14 protein-coding genes are annotated in these 17,112 nt (G+C 59.5%); 10 read left to right on the top strand and 4 right to left on the bottom strand.

Translation table 11 applies throughout. The features are described from left to right. The first annotated feature begins 417 nt into the window (after positions 1-417). On the top strand, positions 418-1,299 hold the full coding sequence (gene glyQ, locus RWS31_RS02465; RefSeq protein ID WP_314595803.1) for a glycine--tRNA ligase subunit alpha: 882 nt from the start codon (positions 418-420) through the stop codon (positions 1,297-1,299). After that, positions 1,296-3,362: a glycine--tRNA ligase subunit beta gene (gene glyS / locus RWS31_RS02460; RefSeq protein ID WP_314595801.1), complete on the top strand. Its 2,067-nt coding sequence runs from the start codon at positions 1,296-1,298 to the stop codon at positions 3,360-3,362. The genes glyQ and glyS overlap by 4 nt, the downstream gene beginning before the upstream one ends. 158 nt (positions 3,363-3,520) lie before the next feature. Here the strand turns inward: glyS and RWS31_RS02455 are convergent, their stop codons facing one another. Then, complete coding sequence (locus RWS31_RS02455) at positions 3,521-3,952, bottom strand: DNA starvation/stationary phase protection protein (protein WP_265070078.1); 432 nt, start codon at positions 3,950-3,952, stop codon at positions 3,521-3,523. A gap of 260 nt (positions 3,953-4,212) precedes the next feature. Here RWS31_RS02455 and RWS31_RS02450 point away from each other — a divergent pair, with 260 nt between their 5' ends. The 4 genes from RWS31_RS02450 to groL all read left to right on the top strand — a co-directional run bounded on the left by RWS31_RS02450 (position 4,213) and on the right by groL (position 7,953). Continuing rightward, positions 4,213-5,043 carry an undecaprenyl-diphosphate phosphatase gene (locus RWS31_RS02450; RefSeq protein ID WP_264919885.1) on the top strand — a complete coding sequence of 277 codons (831 nt, stop codon included), beginning with the start codon at positions 4,213-4,215 and terminating at the stop codon, positions 5,041-5,043. A gap of 12 nt (positions 5,044-5,055) precedes the next feature. Beyond that, positions 5,056-5,808 (top strand): exodeoxyribonuclease III, encoded by a 753-nt coding sequence (locus RWS31_RS02445; protein ID WP_314595799.1) that lies wholly within the window; start codon positions 5,056-5,058, stop codon positions 5,806-5,808. 174 nt (positions 5,809-5,982) lie between these two features. Beyond that, entirely contained in the window at positions 5,983-6,264 is a 282-nt protein-coding gene (gene groES, locus RWS31_RS02440; RefSeq protein WP_006193124.1) for a co-chaperone GroES, read from the top strand. Between the two features lie 57 nt (positions 6,265-6,321). After that, positions 6,322-7,953, top strand: coding sequence for a chaperonin GroEL (gene groL, locus RWS31_RS02435; RefSeq protein ID WP_009647022.1), 1,632 nt, complete (start codon positions 6,322-6,324; stop codon positions 7,951-7,953). Positions 7,954-8,041: 88 nt separating this feature from the next. Here the strand turns inward: groL and modB are convergent, their stop codons facing one another. From modB to modA, 3 genes are read right to left on the bottom strand one after another with little or no spacing between them, the layout of a single operon-like run. After that, positions 8,042-8,695: a molybdate ABC transporter permease subunit gene (gene modB, locus RWS31_RS02430; RefSeq protein WP_314595796.1), complete on the bottom strand. Its 654-nt coding sequence runs from the start codon at positions 8,693-8,695 to the stop codon at positions 8,042-8,044. A 9-nt stretch (positions 8,696-8,704) separates the two neighbouring features. After that, positions 8,705-9,748, bottom strand: a complete 1,044-nt coding sequence (locus tag RWS31_RS02425; RefSeq protein WP_314596275.1) for an ATP-binding cassette domain-containing protein — start codon at positions 9,746-9,748, stop codon at positions 8,705-8,707. Further along, positions 9,748-10,539, bottom strand: a complete 792-nt coding sequence (modA, locus tag RWS31_RS02420) for a molybdate ABC transporter substrate-binding protein (protein ID WP_313971693.1) — start codon at positions 10,537-10,539, stop codon at positions 9,748-9,750. The genes RWS31_RS02425 and modA overlap by 1 nt, the downstream gene beginning before the upstream one ends. 253 nt (positions 10,540-10,792) lie before the next feature. Between modA and RWS31_RS02415 the strand changes: the two genes are divergently transcribed. From RWS31_RS02415 to narI, 4 genes are read left to right on the top strand one after another with little or no spacing between them, the layout of a single operon-like run. Then, complete coding sequence (locus RWS31_RS02415; RefSeq protein ID WP_314595794.1) at positions 10,793-14,488, top strand: nitrate reductase subunit alpha; 3,696 nt, start codon at positions 10,793-10,795, stop codon at positions 14,486-14,488. Continuing rightward, positions 14,478-15,899 carry a nitrate reductase subunit beta gene (gene narH, locus RWS31_RS02410; protein WP_313971691.1) on the top strand — a complete coding sequence of 474 codons (1,422 nt, stop codon included), beginning with the start codon at positions 14,478-14,480 and terminating at the stop codon, positions 15,897-15,899. Before RWS31_RS02415 ends, narH begins: the two co-directional genes overlap by 11 nt. Next, positions 15,899-16,423: a nitrate reductase molybdenum cofactor assembly chaperone gene (narJ, locus tag RWS31_RS02405; protein WP_264918693.1), complete on the top strand. Its 525-nt coding sequence runs from the start codon at positions 15,899-15,901 to the stop codon at positions 16,421-16,423. The genes narH and narJ overlap by 1 nt, the downstream gene beginning before the upstream one ends. Further along, the gene (gene narI, locus RWS31_RS02400) at positions 16,420-17,103 is read left to right on the top strand and encodes a respiratory nitrate reductase subunit gamma (RefSeq protein ID WP_265070071.1); all 684 of its coding nucleotides are present in this window, start codon (positions 16,420-16,422) and stop codon (positions 17,101-17,103) included. The genes narJ and narI overlap by 4 nt, the downstream gene beginning before the upstream one ends. Positions 17,104-17,112 lie beyond the last annotated feature (9 nt).

Below are 17,112 nucleotides of genomic sequence, written 5' to 3'. Positions count from 1 at the left end.
TGCTAAACTAATGGAAGCACTGATAAATTCAGCCACCCATCTTCGCACATTTGCACTGTCCTCGCGTCGTCGACAAATCCTCGATAGATACAGCGCACCTGTGCAAATCTGGGCGACTTCATTTTTATCAGCGTTTCCTAAACATGCGATGAAGAAGAAAAGGAACTTCCGTACAGCGAGACGGTGGCAGTGGAAGACCGTCAGGGCGGCGCACGATTCTTGCGCGGTTCTTGGGAGTGACGGGCGCTTTGGAGCAGCAGTTCAATAAAATTCAAGGTGGGCGTTTGCCGTAGCATGCTTTGCTGCACGGCGGCGCCAATCAGGGTGGAACCGCGGGATACGTCTCGTCCCTGTGACATTTTTGTTGCGGGGCGGGGCATTTTTTTGTCCGTTTCGCGAGATAAGGAGTTGTTCGATTTGAAGTTTCAGGAGATCATCCTCGCTCTGCAGAAGTTCTGGAGCGAGCAAGGCTGCATCCTGGCGCAGCCGTACGACGTGGAGAAGGGCGCGGGCACGATGAATCCGTCGACCTTCCTGCGCGTCTTGGGGCCAGAGCCGTGGAACGTCGCCTATGTCGAGCCTTCGCGCCGCCCGGCGGACGGGCGCTACGGCGACAATCCGAATCGTCTGTATCAGCACCATCAGTTCCAAGTCATCATGAAGCCGTCGCCCGACAATATCCAGGAGCTTTACCTCGAAAGTCTTGAAAGCCTCGGCATCGATCCCAAGCAGCACGACATCCGCTTCGTCGAGGACAACTGGGAGTCGCCGACCTTGGGCGCATGGGGTCTTGGCTGGGAAGTCTGGCTCGACGGCATGGAGATCACGCAGTTCACCTACTTCCAGCAGGTCGGCAGCGTAGACGTCAAGCCCGTCTCTTCAGAGATCACCTATGGGCTGGAGCGTCTTGCCATGTACATCCAGGGCGTCGAGAACGTCTTTGACATCCAGTGGACGGCAGATTATACGTACGGTGACGTCTTCCATCAGAACGAGGTCGAGCAGTCGGCGTATTCCTTTGACCTGTCGGATGAGGTTCTTCTCTTCGATCTCTTTGACAAGTACGAGAAGGAGGCCGTGCGCATCATTGAGCTGGGGTGCGTCCATCCCGCCTACGATTACGTTTTGAAGTGCTCGCACGCCTTCAATCTGCTCGACGCGCGCGGCGCGATCAGCGTGTCGGAGCGCACGGCGTTCATCGGACGCGTGCGCAAACTCGCGCGCCTCTGCGCCCAGTGCTATTTGAAGCAGCGCGAGGAACTCGGCTATCCGATGCTGAAGAGGGGGGCGAAAGCATGAGCAAGGATTTGTTGTTGGAGATCGGTACGGAGGAAATTCCGGCACATGCGATGCCCGGGATGCTCAAGGAGCTTGGCGAGAACGCGAAGAAGGCTTTGAAGGAACTGCGCCTCGCGCACGGCGCGGTGCGGACGCTCGGCACGCCGCGCCGCCTCGCGCTCGTCGTCGAAGGACTCGCGGAAAGGCAGGAGGACGTCGCCGAGGAGAAGCGCGGCCCCTCCGTACAGGTGGCATTCGATGCGGCAGGCAAGCCGACGAAGGCGGCGGAAGGCTTCGCGCGCGGGCAGGGATTGAAGGCGCAGGATCTCGTCGTGCGTGACGGCTATGTCTACGCGCTCGTCGAAGAAGCGGGCGAGAGTGCGGAAAAGGTGCTGGCAAAGATGCTGCCCGAGCTCATTTCAGGTCTTCCGCTTCCGAATAGCATGCGCTGGGGCGACCTCGACTTCCGCTTCATCCGTCCCCTGCGCTGGCTCGTTGCGCTCTACGGCGATAGGATCGTGCCCTTCGAGCTTGCATGTGTCAAGAGCGGCAATACATCGCGCGGCCATCGCTTCCTCAGCACGGGCGACTTCACGATTGAGGATGCCGCGCATTACGAGGAGGCGTGCGAGAAGGCCTTCGTCATCGTTGACCCCGCGCGGCGTAAGGCTCTGATTGAGGAGGGACTCGTCGAAGCGGCGAAGGCGCATGGCGGCACGGCGGAAATCACGCCGAACCTCCTCGAAGAGGTGCTTTACCTCGTCGAGTATCCGACAGCGCTTGCGGGAAGCTTCGAGGACAAGTATCTCGCTCTGCCGCCCGATGCCGTCATCACGCCGATGCGCGATCATCAGCGCTACTTCCCCGTGAAGTCGGCGGACAGCAAGCTCCTGCCGCTCTTTCTCACGGTGCGAAACGGCGGGAAAGAGTACCTGGAGACGGTGCAGCACGGCAACGAGCGCGTGCTGCGCGCGCGTCTTGCCGACGCGCAGTTCTTCTTCGACGAGGACAGGAAGAAGAGCCTTGCAGAGCATTTGGACAAGCTCAAGACCGTCGTATTCCAGGAAGGGCTTGGCACGGTCTATGACAAGTCGCTGCGTCTCGAAAAGCTCGCAGAAAAAATCGCTGACGCCATCGATGCGAATGATGCCGAGAAGAAGGCGGCGATGCGTGCAGCGCTCCTTTCCAAGGCGGATCTCGTGACGGGAATGGTCACGGAGTTCACGGAGCTGCAGGGCGTCATGGGCAAGGAGTACGCACGTCTCGACGGCGAGGGTGAGGACGTAGCCCTCGCGATCGACGAGCACTACATGCCGCGCTTTGCGGGCGATGCGCAGCCGAAGACGCGTGCGGGGCTCGTCGTGAGTCTCGCGGACAAGATGGACAACATCGTCGCGACGTTCAGTCGCGGCCTGATTCCGACGGGTTCTCAAGATCCCTTCGCCCTGCGACGGCAGGCGCTCGGCATGGTGCACAGCATCATTGAAGCGGGAGTCACCGTTTCCTTGCACGACCTTGTGGACTGGACGATGGATCTGCTCAAGATCACGGATGCGGCGGTGCGCGAGAAGATGCAGGCGGATGTCGCTGACTTCATGCGCCTGCGCCTCAAGAACGTGCTTGCCGAAGAAGGCATACGCTACGACATCGCTGATGCTGTGCTCGGCAATGTCGACGACGTGTGCCGCGTGCTGCTCGCGGCGAAGGCGGTCAGAGATCAGCTTGCCGCGCTCGGCATGGCGGACGCCGTGCAGGCCTTCGTGCGCGTGGCGAACCTCGCGGCAAAGGCGGAGAAGGGTGAAGCGCACGTCGATGCAGCGCTCTTCGAGACGGACGAGGAGAAGGAACTGATGAAGGCCTACACCTCTGCCAAGAGCGCAGCTGAGAGCCTCATCGAGGCGCACGACTTCGTCGGCGCCATCGACGATTTCAAGGATCTTGCCGAGCCGATCAACGCCTTCTTTGACGCCGTCATGGTCATGGCGGACGACGAGAAGATTCGCAAGAATCGCCTCGCCCTCTTGAAGGGCGTCGACGATCTCCTGCGCGAGGTTGCTGACTTCAGCAAGATCGTGCAGGCGTAAGAAGAGATCGCTGCAAGTACGCGCGGTCTCCCCGATATGGCGCATGACCTCAATGTGGCGGCCGCCAAGTTCAAGACCTGAAGGGCGGCACGAAATGAAAAATGGGCGATGCATGTCTATGCATCGCCCATTTTTGACTGTTCATGCTGCGGGTTCTCTTACTTCATGCGCGCCTGACGAAGCATCCACAGCGACTTGGCGTATTTCTTGATGAGGTCGTCCATGAGCATGGAAGTGACGTAGCGGTTCGCCTCGTCGGCAGCTTTCTTGAGGCTGCGCACCTGCTCGTAGATATAGGAGAAGTCCTTCTCGACTTCAGCAAGGATCTCGTCCGAGGTCACGAAGCCGGGCTTCGCTTCCTCAATCTTCGCGGTTGCGAGGAAGTCCTTGAGGGACGACAGCGGTTCGTGGTTGATCTGCAGCAGGCTCTCGGCGATGGCGTCGATGTCTTCGCGCACGCCGTCGTAGTAGCTTTCCAACTGCGCGTGAACGGGGAAGAAGTCGGGACCCTTGACGTACCAGTGGTAGTGCTGAAGTTTGTGATATTCGACGACGAGGTCGGAAAGAAGCTGGTTCAACATCTTGTGCATGAAAAATCCTCCTTTGCGATATAGGGGCGGAACTTTGCCCGCAAATTCATCGCTCCCATTATAGCATAAATGGTACGGATTCACAAATAAGATTTATTATCTTTTATAATTCAAGGATTCATGGGTGGGCAGTGATTCCGCAAGTTTGCGAATGGAAAGAGCAATCCTTTTTGTTCCAACGACGCGGCAACTGTGGTATAATGTTCCCATTCAATATCTCGTAAGGAGAATTAGGGGGATTCTGTGTGGATTTAAGTATTATGGAGCTTTTGAAAACGGTTGTCCTGGGCATTGTCGAAGGGCTGACGGAGTGGCTGCCGATCAGCAGCACGGGACATATGATTCTTGTCGATGAGTTCATCAAGCTCGACGTGTCGAAGTCCTTTATGGACATGTTCCTCGTCGTCATACAGCTCGGCGCCATCCTTGCCGTCGTCGTGCTGAACTTTGAGAAGCTCAACCCGTTTTCGAGCTGGAAGTCAAGCTGGGAGAAGCGTGCTACGTGGCAGCTCTGGTACAAGGTCATCCTTGCCTGCGTGCCGGCGGCGGTCATCGGACTTTTGTTCAACAAGTTCATGGAAGAGCACTTCATGACGGCGCCTGTCGTCGCGGCGACCTTGATCTTCTACGGCGTCATGTTCCTCGTCGTCGAGACGTACAATAAGCGTCGCACGCCGCGCGTGCGCGAGATCGAGCGGCTCGACTACAAGACGGCGTTCATCATCGGCCTCTTTCAGGTGCTGTCTCTCGTGCCGGGCACGTCGCGCTCGGGCGCGACGATCTTGGGCGGCATCCTCTTCGGCACGTCGCGCTATGTGGCGGCGGAATTCACGTTCTTCCTCGCCATTCCCGTCATGTTCGGCGCGAGTCTCTTGAAGATGGTCAAGTTTGGCTGGCACTACACGGGCAGCGAGATCTTGATTCTCGTCGTGGGCATGGCGACGGCATTCGTCGTGTCGATCCTTTCGATCAAGTTTTTGCTGCGCTACATCAAGAACAATGATTTCAAGGCGTTCGGCTGGTATCGCATCGTGCTCGGCATCATCGTCGTCCTCTATCTCTACTTCGTCGGCGATCCCGTGCAGGGCTGAGGGGGAAATATCATGCGTTTTGTATCATGGAATGTCAATGGTCTGCGCGCTTGCCTCGGCAAGGGCTTCATGCAGTCGTTCAAGGCGCTTGACGCCGACGTCTTCGGCGTGCAGGAGACGAAGATGCAGCCGGAGCAGGCAATCTTGGAGCTTACGGGCTACAAGCAGTATTGGAACAGTGCGGAGAAGAAGGGCTACTCGGGCACGGCGGTCTTCAGCCGCATCGAGCCGCTTTCCGTCAGCTACGGTCTCGGCATCGAAGAGCACGATCACGAGGGACGCGTCATCGCGCTGGAGTTCGACGATCTCTACTTCGTGACAGTTTACACGCCGAATTCGCAGCGCGGCCTTGAGCGTCTCGCCTATCGCATGACTTGGGAGGAGGCGTTCCGTGACTATCTTTTGGCGCTTGACGCGAAGAGGCCCGTCGTCGTCTGCGGCGACCTCAACGTGGCGCATACGGAAATCGACCTCAAGAATCCCAAGACGAACCGCAAGAATGCAGGCTTCACCGACGAGGAACGCGAGAAGATGACGGAGCTTCTCCAAGCGGGCTTCACCGACACGTTCCGTGCGCTCTACCCCGACAAGACGGGCATCTATACATGGTGGTCGTATCTTCGCAAGGCGCGTGAGACGAATGCAGGCTGGCGCATCGACTACTTCCTCGTTTCCGACCGCCTCGCGCCGAAGATCAAGGAGGCGACGATCCACAACGAGGTCTTCGGCAGCGATCATTGCCCTGTGGGACTGGTGCTGGGGTGAGGGAGAGGATTTCTCCCTAAAAGGTCAAAAAATCAAAAAAAGTCCTTGACTATTTGTTGAAAAATGAGTAATATAAGAACTGTGATTAGCACTCAAGCAATGCGAGTGCTAACAAAAAGAATTTAGGAAGAGCTGATTCGTCAGCGATTCCGTTGATTTGGGAGGAAGATAAACATGATCAGGCCATTGGGCGACAGAGTTGTCATCAAGGTTTCGGAAGGCGATATGAAGACGGCGAGCGGCATCGTGCTGCCGGACACGGCGAAGGAGAAGCCGCAGGAAGGCGAAGTCGTCGCAGTCGGCACGGGCAAGATGCTCGACAACGGCACGCGTGCGCAGATGGAAGTCAAGACGGGCGACAAGGTTATCTTCTCGAAGTACTCGGGTTCTGAAGTCAAGGTCGACGAGCAGAACTACTTGATCGTTCGCGAGAGCGACATCCTCGCGGTTCTCTGAGATTTGTCTGAGAGAGCGCAGATTCGATAGATTCGATAGATATTGGGAGGTTTTACCATGGCAAAGCAGGTTTTGTTCAATGAAGAAGCGCGCCGTGCGCTCGGCAAGGGCGTCGACGCTTTGGCAAATGCCGTAAAGGTCACGCTTGGGCCTAAGGGTCGCAACGTCGTTCTCGACAAGAAGTTCGGCGCACCGACGATCACGAACGACGGCGTGACGATTGCGAAGGACATCGAACTCGAAGATCCGTTTGAGAACATGGGCGCACAGCTCGTCAAGGAAGTCGCGACGAAGACGAACGACATCGCGGGCGACGGCACGACGACGGCTACGCTCCTCGCGCAGGCAATGATCCACGAGGGCATGAGGAACGTCGCTGCGGGCGCGAACCCGATGATTCTCAAGAAGGGCATCGACCAGGCGGTCAAGAAGCTCGTCGATGAGATCAAGAGCAACTCGAAGAAGGTCGAGGGCAAGGCGGCGATCGCGCAGGTCGCGGCAATTTCCTCGGGCGACGAGGAAGTCGGCGAGCTGATCGCCGAGGCGATGGAGAAGGTCGGCAAGGACGGCGTCATCACGGTCGAGGAGTCGAAGTCTATGGACACGAACCTCTCGGTCGTCGAGGGCATGCAGTTCGACCGCGGTTACATCTCCCCCTACATGGTCACGGATACGGACAAGATGGAAGCCGTTCTCGACAATCCGTACATCCTCATCACGGATCGCAAGATTTCGGCGATTGCCGACATCCTGCCGATTCTTGAGAAGGTCGTAAAGCAGGGCAAGGAACTGATGATCATCGCCGAGGATCTCGACGGTGAGGCGCTTGCGACGCTCGTCGTCAACAAGCTGCGCGGCACGTTCAAGGCTCTTGCCGTCAAGGCTCCGGGCTTCGGCGACCGCCGCAAGGCGATGCTCGAAGACATCGCTATCCTGACGGGCGGCACGGTCATCTCCGAGGAAGTCGGCAGGAAGCTCGACAGCGTCGAGATTGAGGATCTCGGTCAGGCGCGTCAGGTTCGCGCATCGAAGGAAGAGACGACGATCGTCGATGGCTCCGGCGACAAGGCTGCGATCGACGCTCGTGTCGAGCAGATCAAGAAGCAGGTCGCGGAGACGACTTCGGACTTCGACAAGGAGAAGTTGCAGGAGCGCCTCGCAAAGCTCGCGGGCGGCGTCGCCGTCATCGAGATCGGCGCTGCGACCGAGGTCGAGATGAAGGACAAGAAGCTGCGCATCGAGGACGCGCTGAACGCTACGCGTGCGGCAGTCGAAGAGGGCATCGTCGCCGGCGGTGGCACGACGTTCGTCGACATCCTGCCTGCGCTTGACGCTTTGAGCGCCGAGGGTGACGTGCAGACGGGCATTAACATCGTGAAGCGTGCCATCGAGGAGCCGGTTCGCCAGATTGCGAACAACGCGGGTCTCGAAGGTTCTGTCGTCGTCGAGAACGTCAAGAAGTCGGCGAATGGCACGGGCTTCAACGCTCTGACGGGCGAGTACGTCGACATGATCGGCGCGGGCATCGTCGACCCGGCGAAGGTCACGCGTTCCGCTCTGCAGAATGCGGCGAGCATCGCGGCGATGGTCCTGACGACGGAGACGCTCGTGGCAGACAAGCCGGAGAAGGAGCCTCCGATGCCGATGGGCGCACCGGGCATGGGCGGCGGTATGCCGGGCATGATGTAAGGCGCGGAATTCCCTCACAAGCAACTTGAAAATAGAAAAGCTTCCTGCTGCACCGCTGTAGCAGGAAGCTTTTTTGTGTCCGTATTTTTTAGCCGCGGCTTCGCGCGAGCCAAGCGTTCATGGCGGCGACGAAGACGAGGGAGAAGAGGACGAGAGCCGTCGCCCATTGGAAGGCGAGGTCGTAGTCGTTCGCCTGTACGGCGGCGTAGATCGCTGTGGACATCGTCTGCGTCGTACCGGGGACGTTGCCTGCGAACATGATCGTCGCGCCAAACTCGCCGAGCGCACGCGTGAACGTCAGCACGAGTCCCGCAACAATGCCGTGCTTGGCATTCGGTACGAGGATGCGCCAGAAAATGCGCCACTCGGAGATGCCGAGCGTGCGTGCCGCATAGACGATGTTCTTGTCGAGCTGCTCGAAGGCGCCGCGCGCCGTGCGGTACATGAGGGGCAGTGAGACGACGACGGCGGCGATGACAGTCGCCTTCCATGTGAAGACGAGCGGCATGCCGAAGTCGAGGAGCATCTGCCCGAGGGGGCTTTTCCTGCCGAAAACGAGTAGGAGGAAAAAGCCGACGACGGTCGGCGGCAGCACCATGGGCAATGTGATGATGGCGTCGGCAATGCCTTGGAAGCGCCTCATGTGAAGGACGGCGTAGGCAAGTGCGATGCCGAGGAAGAAGGAGATGAAGGTGGCGGCTGTCGCCGTCTTCAAGGTGATCCAAAAGGGAGAAAATTCCATGTGCGCCTCCTATCGTTCGAGCAAGATGAGCCGATCGGCGGGAAAATGCAGATAGAATTCTTTTTGCCCCAGCCCTTGCCAAGCGATTTTTTCAATCTCCCAACGCACGGGCGCGGCGTCTGAATCCGCCTTCTTCGCCATGACGAGGTAGGAAAAAGCATCCTCGATGATCTGCACAGCTTCCATGCGCGGCGTGTTTTCCGCCGCTTCTTCGCGCAGGGAAAAGAAGTGGGCGCGGATGCCGACGTAGCGGAGATTCTCGGGCACGGGAGCGGCAGAGTGCAGCGTGATCTGCCAGTCCTCGGCGAAGAGCTCATGCTCTGCTGTGCGGCGTGCGCGGGAGACGTTCTTACAGCCCGTGAGGAGAGTCGCCGCGAGTGTGCCGGGCTGCTCGAAGAGCGCGTGCTTCGTGCCGAGCGATTCGAGGGCGCCGCTGCTCAGGACGGCGATGCGATCGGCCAGGCGGTAGGCTTCGCCGCGGTCGTGCGAGACGAGGACGGCGGCGCGTCCGTAGTCGTCGAAGAGGTGCAGCAGTTCCAGCTCCAACTGCCACTTGAGGTAGCTGTCGAGCGCGGAAAATGGCTCGTCGAGCAGCAGCAGTTCGGCATCGGAGGCGAGGATGCGCGCGAACGCCGTGCGCTGCTTCTGCCCGCCCGAGAGCTCCTTGGGGTAGGAGTTTTCGAGTCCCGCAAGCGAAAAGCGCGCAAGCTCCCTTTCGAGGAGCTTGCGCTTTTCTTCTTTCGTGCCGCGTGCCGAGAACGTGATGTTCTCGGCCACGGTCATGTTGGGAAAGAGGGCGTAGTCTTGGAACAGGTAGCCGACGCGGCGCTCCTGCGGCGCGAGGTTCACGCCCTTTTCGCTGTCGAAGAGCGTGCGCCCGTTGAGCAGGATGCGACCTTCATCGGGCTTTTCGATGCCCGCGATGCACTTCAAGGTCATGCTCTTGCCGCAGCCCGAGGCGCCGAGCAGCGCGAGCACCTCGTCGCGCACGGAAAATTCCACGGCAAGATCGAAGCCGCGCAGCTCCTTGCGGATTTTGACTTCAAGCTCCATCACTTGCCAGCGGCTTTGAAGCCGTACTTTTCAAGGATTGCCGTGCCCTTTTCCGAGGAAACGAAGTCGAGGAAGGATTTCGCCTCGTCCATGTGCTTCGTGTCCTTCAAGATGGCAGCGGGATAGATGACGGGCTTGTGCGAGCCTGCCGGAGCTTTCGCTGCGACCTTGACCTTGTCGGAAATGGCAGCGTCCGTCGCGTAGACGACGCCGCAGTCCGCGTCGCCCGTCTCCGTCCACGAGAGAACTTGGCGCACGTCGGAGCCGTAGACCGCCTTGGCCTTCACCTGGTCGAGAATGCCGAGCTTCGTGAGGATTTCCTCTGTGTACTGGCCGACGGGAACGCCCTTCGGCTCGCCGAGAGCGATGCGCGAAGCTGCGGGCGTCGCAAGCGCGTCAAAGGAGGTGATCGCCTTGCCGCCATCCTTGGGAATGATGAGCACGACCTCGTTTTCGAGGAGGTTCTTGCGCGTGCCGTCGGCGAGAAGCCCCGCCTTTTCGAGCGCATCCATCTGCTTCTGCGCCGCCGAGAAGAAGAGGTCGGCGCTGCCGCCATTCTCAATCGCCTGCTGCAGGGCGCCGCTGCTGCCGAAGTTGAAGACGACCTTCGTCTGAGGATGCTCCTTCGCGTACTCGGTCGCCAGCTCATTCATCGCGTCGGTCAGGCTCGCGGCAGCGGAGACCTGCAGCTCGACGGAATCTTTCTTCGCGTCCGAAGCGCTCGGTGCAGTGCCGCAGCCCGCGAGAACGAAGAGGGCGAGGCACGAGAGGAGAAGGGCGATTTTTTTCATGGAAAAACTCCTTTCTTCGGTGAAAATCATTATACCATATCATCTTAGTATAGCATAAGAAAAGCGACTTGCAGTAATATTTATCACTGCATATCCCATATTCGATAGAAAATTTTTCATCTGTGATATTTGTTACAAGACAAATCCGAGAAAATTTTGCTATAATAAATCGGATTAAAAGATTTAGAGAAATGCGGATGAAATATCCGTATTCCTTAAGGAAATGAGATTTCCTCAGGAGGGAGATGGAGAAGTGAGCAGCATTTTCCAGAAGTTCCGTTATCTTATCCCGAAGGAGCGGACGGCGAGCGGTCACCAACAGATTCATGAGGGCGGGCGCGACTGGGAGAACATGTACCGCGACCGCTGGTCATTCGACAAGCGGGTGCGCTCGACGCACGGTGTGAACTGTACGGGGTCGTGCAGCTGGAACATCTATGTGAAGGACGGCCTCGTGGCTTGGGAGAACCAGGCGCTCGACTATCCAGAGACCGCGCCCGACATGCCGGACTTCGAGCCTCGCGGCTGTCCGCGCGGTGCTTCGTTCTCGTGGTATCTCTACAGCCCACTGCGCATCAAGTACCCGTACCTTAGGAGCGATCTCGCCGAGCTTTGGCGCGAGGCGAGAAAGAATCATAAAACGGCGCTTGAGGCGTGGCGCAGCATCGCCGACGATCCCGCGAAGAAGAAGCGCTACAAGGCGGCGCGCGGCATGGGCGGCTTCGTGCGCTCGAATTGGGACGAGGTGTCGGAGCTCATCGCCTCGTCGCTTCTCTATACGGTGGAAAAGTACGGCCCGGACCGCAACTTCGGCTTTTCCGTCATTCCCGCGAAGTCGATGCTCAGCTATGCCGCAGGGCTTCGCTTCATGCAGCTCATGGGCGGCGCGGGTCTTTCCTTCTATGATTGGTATGCCGATCTGCCGCCGGCAAGCCCGCAGGTCTGGGGCGACCAGACGGATGTGCCCGAGTCGAGCGATTGGTACAATGCGGGCTACATCATCACGTGGGGCTCGAACGTGCCGCTGACGCGCACGCCCGATGCGCATTTCTTGACAGAGGTGCGCTACAAGGGTACGAAGGTTGTCTCCGTCGCGCCCGACTACGCGGAGTCGACGACGGTCGCCGATACGTGGATCAGCCTGCATACGGGCAGCGACGCCGCCCTCGCCATGGCGATGGGACACGTCATTCTGAAGGAGTACTACATCGACAGGAAAGTGCCTTTCTTCGTCGACTATGTGCGCCGCTTCACGGACTTCCCGTTCCTCGTGCTCCTCGACGAGAAAGAAGACGGCAGCTTCCTGCCCGGACGCTTCCTCAACGCGAAGGACATGGGACGCGCCGACGAGAAGCACGCCGACTTCAAGTTCTACGTCGTGGATGAGATGACGGAAAGGCTCGTCGTGCCGAACGGCACGATGGGTGACCGCTGGGATCGCCAGGCGAAGTGGAATCTCAAGGAGGAGGACAGCGACACGGGCGAGGCGATCAAGGCGCGTCTTTCCGTCCTCGACATCAAGGATGACGCGGTCGAAGTCACTCTGCCGTACTTCGGCACGGAGCGCGAGGAAATGCTCTTAAAGCGCATGGTGCCCGTAAAGAAGATCAAGACGGCGGCGGGCGAGCGCCTCGTGACGACGGTCTACGATCTGACGATGGCGAACTATGCGATCGATCGCGGCCTTGGCGGCGAGGCGGCGTCGTCCTACGAGGATGATGTGCCGTACACACCGCATTGGCAGGAAAAGTACACGGGCATCTCGCCCGAGCTTGCCATTCATACGGCGCGTGAGATGGCGGACAACTCGATCAAGACGGACGGCAGAACCATGGTCATCATGGGCGCGGGCATCAACCACTGGTACAATGCCGACATCATTTACCGCACGATCTTGAACCTCCTGCTCTTCATCGGTGCGGAAGGCAGGAACGGCGGCGGTTGGGCGCACTACGTCGGGCAGGAGAAGCTGCGTCCGGCGGAGGGCTGGGCGCGTGTCATGACGGCGACGGACTGGCAGCCGGCGGCGCGCCTGCAGAACAGCACATCGTTCTTCTACTTCGGCACCGATCAGTGGCGGAGCGACGAGATCGACACGCAAGAGATTGTCGCGGCGACGGGCAAGCCGCGCTACCGCCACCCCGGCGATTACAACGTGCTTGCGGCACGTCTCGGCTGGCTTCCGTTCTACCCGACGTTCAACAAGAGCGGGCAGAAGATCATCGACGAGGCGAAGGCCGCGGGGCATGAGGACTTCGAGGACGTGAAGAAGTTTGTCGCCGAAAGCCTCAAGAAGGGTGAGCTGAACTTCTCGGCGGAAGATCCCGACGCGCCCGAGAATTTCCCGCGCAACCTCTTCATTTGGCGTGCGAACCTCATCACCTCGTCGTCGAAGGGGCACGAATACTTCCTCAAGTATCTGCTCGGCACGAAGAACGGTCTTTTCGCCGAGGAGAAGTGCCCGACGCGTCCGACGGAGATACGTTGGCGCGAGGAGCAGGAGATCAGTAAGCCCGGCGGCGCGGCCGAGGGCAAGCTCGACCTGCTCATCGACCTCGATTTCCGCATGGCCGGCTCGGCACTCTATTCCGACGTCGTGCTGCCGACGGCGACGTGGTACGAGAAGACCGACCTTTCTTCGACGGACATGCATCCGTTTGTCCATCCGTTCCAGCCTGCCGTCGATCCCTTGTGGGAGGCGCGCACGGACTGGGACATCTTCCGCACGCTCGCCGAGGCCGTCTCGCGCGTCGCCAAGGAAGCGGGCATGAAGCCGTACACAGATGTCGTCGCCGTGCCTCTGCAGCACGATACGGAAGGCGAGACGGCGCAGCCTGAGGGCAGGATTCGCGACTGGAAGAAGGGCGACTGCGAGCCGATCCCGGGCAAGACGATGCCGAATCTCGTCAAGGTGGAGCGCGACTATACGAAGGTTTACGAGAAGTGGATCGCGCTCGGCCCCAACGTGGAGAAGGGCATGGGCGCACACGGCCTCTCGTGGGAATCGAAGGAGGACTACGAGGAGATCCGAAAGCGCAACGGCGTCATTGAAAACAAGGATTTCGTTTCTTACGGCATGCCGTCGATCTTCGAGGCGCGCCAGGCCGCCGACGCCGTCATGGGGCTTTCGTCGACGACGAAAGGCTCCGTCGCCGTGCGCGCATGGCAGTCGATGGAGAAGCGCACGGGTCTGACGAATCTCACGCGGCTTGCCAAGGATCGCGAGATCGAGCGCTTCACGTTCGATCAGGTCGCCGTGCAGCCGCGCCAGACGATCACGACGCCGACGTTCACGGGCAGCAACCGCAATCGCCGCTATACGCCGTTCACGACGAACGTCGAGGAGCTCGTGCCTTTCCGCACGGTGACGGGACGCCAGTGCTTCTACGTCGATCACGAGCTCATGCAGGAGTGGGGCGAGGCGATGGCGACGTACCGCCCGATCTTGGAGAACCGTCCGATCGAGAAGAAGCTCGGCGAGGGCAAGGAAATCACGCTGCGCTATCTGACGCCGCACAACAAGTGGAGCACGCACAGCATGTACTTCGACAGCCAGCAGCTCCTGACGCTGTTCCGCGGCGGGCAGACCGTGTGGTTCAACGAGAAGGACGCTGCCGATATCGACGTCAAGGACAACGACTGGGTCGAGCTTTACAACCGCAACGGCGTCGTCGCCTCGCGCGTCGTGACCTCGCCCCGCCTGCCGCGCGGCGTCGTATTCATGCACCACGCGCAGGATCGCCACATCAATGTGCCCGGCTCGAAGATTTCGGGCACGCGCGGCGGTACGCACAACACGCCGACGCACATCATGATGAAGCCCACGCACATGATCGGCGGCTACGGGCAGTTCAGCTACGGATTCAATTACTACGGCCCGACGGGCAACCAGCGCGATACCTACGTCGTCGCGCGCAAGATGAAGGAGGTCGATTGGCTTGAGGATTAAAGCGCAGATAGCGATGGTCATGAACCTTGACAAGTGCCTCGGCTGCCATACTTGCTCGATCACGTGCAAGAACGTCTGGACGAACCGCGAGGGCGCGGAGTACATGTACTTCAACAACGTCGAGACGAAGCCGGGCATTGGCTACCCGAAGAATTGGGAAGATCAGGAGAAGTGGAAGGGCGGCTGGAAGGTCAAGGACGGCGAGCTTTCGCTCGCCTCCGGCGCGAACAAGGCGGTGCGCCTCATGAAGCTCTTCTACCATCCCGATCAGCCCGAGCTTGACGACTACTACGAGCCGTGGACATACGACTACGAGACGCTGATCCATTCGGGACGCAAGAACCATCAGCCCGTGGCGCGCCCGCGCTCCTTGATCACGCAGAAGCGCATGGAGATCAAGTGGGGGCCGAACTGGGAGGACGATCTCGCGAGCGGCGAGTCAGCGCGCAATGATCACAATTTGAAGAAGCTCGGCGAGAAGATCAAGCTGGAATTTCACGATCTCTTCATGAAGTATCTGCCGCGCCTCTGCAACCACTGTCTGAATCCCGCCTGCGTCGCCGCGTGTCCTTCGGGCGCGATCTACAAGCGCGACGAGGACGGCGTCGTCCTCATCTCGCAGGATGTCTGCCGTGGCTGGCGTCACTGCGTGCCCGCCTGTCCGTACAAGAAAATCTATTACAACTGGAAGTCGAACAAGGCGGAGAAGTGCGTCTTGTGCTATCCGCGTCTGGAAAACGGCCTCCCGACGGTCTGCACCGACACCTGCGTCGGGCGCATCCGCTACATGGGCGTGATTTTCTACGACATGGACAAGGTGGAAGAGGCGGCAAAGACGGAAAATGCCGCGCACATTCCTGCGAGCGAGCGCGGCATCTTCCTCGATCCGCACGATCCGGACGTGCAGAAGGCGGCGCGTGAGGCGGGCATTTCCGATGCGTGGATTCATGCGGCGGAGCGTTCGCCCGTCGACAAGATCATCCGTCAGTGGCAGATCGCTCTGCCGCTGCATCCCGAGTACCGCACGTTGCCGATGGTCTGGTACATCCCGCCGCTCTCGCCGATCTTGAAGCATGTGGAAGCGGAGGTCTATCTGCCCGACGCAGCGGACATGCGCATCCCGCTCGAATATCTGGCGCAGCTCTTCGCGGCGGGCGACGTCGCCGTCGTCAAGAATACGCTCGCGCGGCTCTTGGAAATGCGCACGGTCATGCGCTACAAGGAAACGAAAGAGTCGCTTCCCGAAGAGCTTTCCCTGCATGAGGCGGAGTACGAGAAGATGTACCGCTTGCTTGCCATCGCCAAGCGCAAGGATCGCGTCGTCATTCCGGCGGGACTGCAGGCGGAGACGCACGAGCGTCTGCGCGAGCTGCAGGGCAGCGCGGGCTATGTCTGCCCGGGAGGTTGCTGATGGAAGAGTACAAGAAGCTGCTGAAGCTCGCGGCATATCTTTTGGAGTATCCGAGCGAGGCGTGGTGGCAGGATTTCGATGCCTGCCGCGCCGCGGCGGCAGAGATTGAAACGAAGCAGGCGCGAGAGGTCTTGGAAGAGCTTTTTGACTACGCGCAGGAGCTCGGCAATAAGGCTTACGAAGAGCAGTATGTGCGCTCTTTCGAGTTCTCGCCGAACACGAATCTTTATCTGACGACGCAGGATCGCACGGACTTCGGCAAGCAGGCGAGCGAGATGCACGTCTACAAGCAGCTGTTTCTCAAGAACGGCTTCGACACGCAGAACGAGCTTCCCGACTATTTGCCGGCGCTCTTGGAGCTTGCCGCCGCCCTGCCCGAAGAGAAGGCGGCGGAGGTCTTTCGCACGATGAAGGACAAGCTCAAGCTCTTGCGCGACCGCTTCATCGAGGCGAAGCTTGCCTATGCTTTTCTTTTGGACGTCGTGCTCATGCAGGCGGAGAGATGGGAAGGGGATGCAGCATGAATGAGTTCTTTTGGGGCGTACTGCCCTACATCGCTTTCACCGTGCTCATAGGCGGCACGATAGCGCGCTACGTCTTGATGGAGCGCGGTTGGACGACGAAATCGAGCGAATTTCTCTCGAAGAATGATTTGAAGATCGCCGGCCCGATGTTCCACCTCGGCCTCTTCATGGCTTTGGGCGGTCACATCATCGGCGTGCTCATCCCGAAGGTCTGTACGGAAGCGGCGGGAATCAACGAGCATCTCTATCACATCATCGCGCTGGCGGGCGGCATACCGGCGGGCATCCTGTTTTTCCTTGGCTTCCTGCTGCTTTTGAAGCGCCGCTTTCTGGGCAAGGACTACATGCAGGTCAACACGTCGTGCATGGATCGCTGGCTCTACCTCGTGCTCTTCCTCGCCATCCTGACGGGCTGCGCGGGGACGCTGTCGAACGCCCTGGGCGGCTTCGCTTTTGACTACCGCGCGACGATCTCGCCGTGGTTCCGCTCGCTCCTTGCGTTCTCTCCCGACGTTTCGCTGATGGAGGGCGTGCCGTTCGTGTTCCGCGCGCACATGCTGCTGTGGATGGTGACGGCAATCCTCTTTCCGTTCACGCGCCTCGTGCATTGTCTGAGTTTCCCGTTCCTCTATCTGACGCGCAGTCCCATCGTCTATCGCAGGAAGGAGAGCCGCTCGTGAGCGCCTTGG

The organism is uncultured Selenomonas sp., assembly GCF_963528755.1.
Classification (GTDB): domain Bacteria; phylum Bacillota; class Negativicutes; order Selenomonadales; family Selenomonadaceae; genus Selenomonas.
The sequence above is the reverse complement of the archived record's forward strand: the minus strand, read 5'-3'. Positions and strand labels throughout refer to the sequence as shown.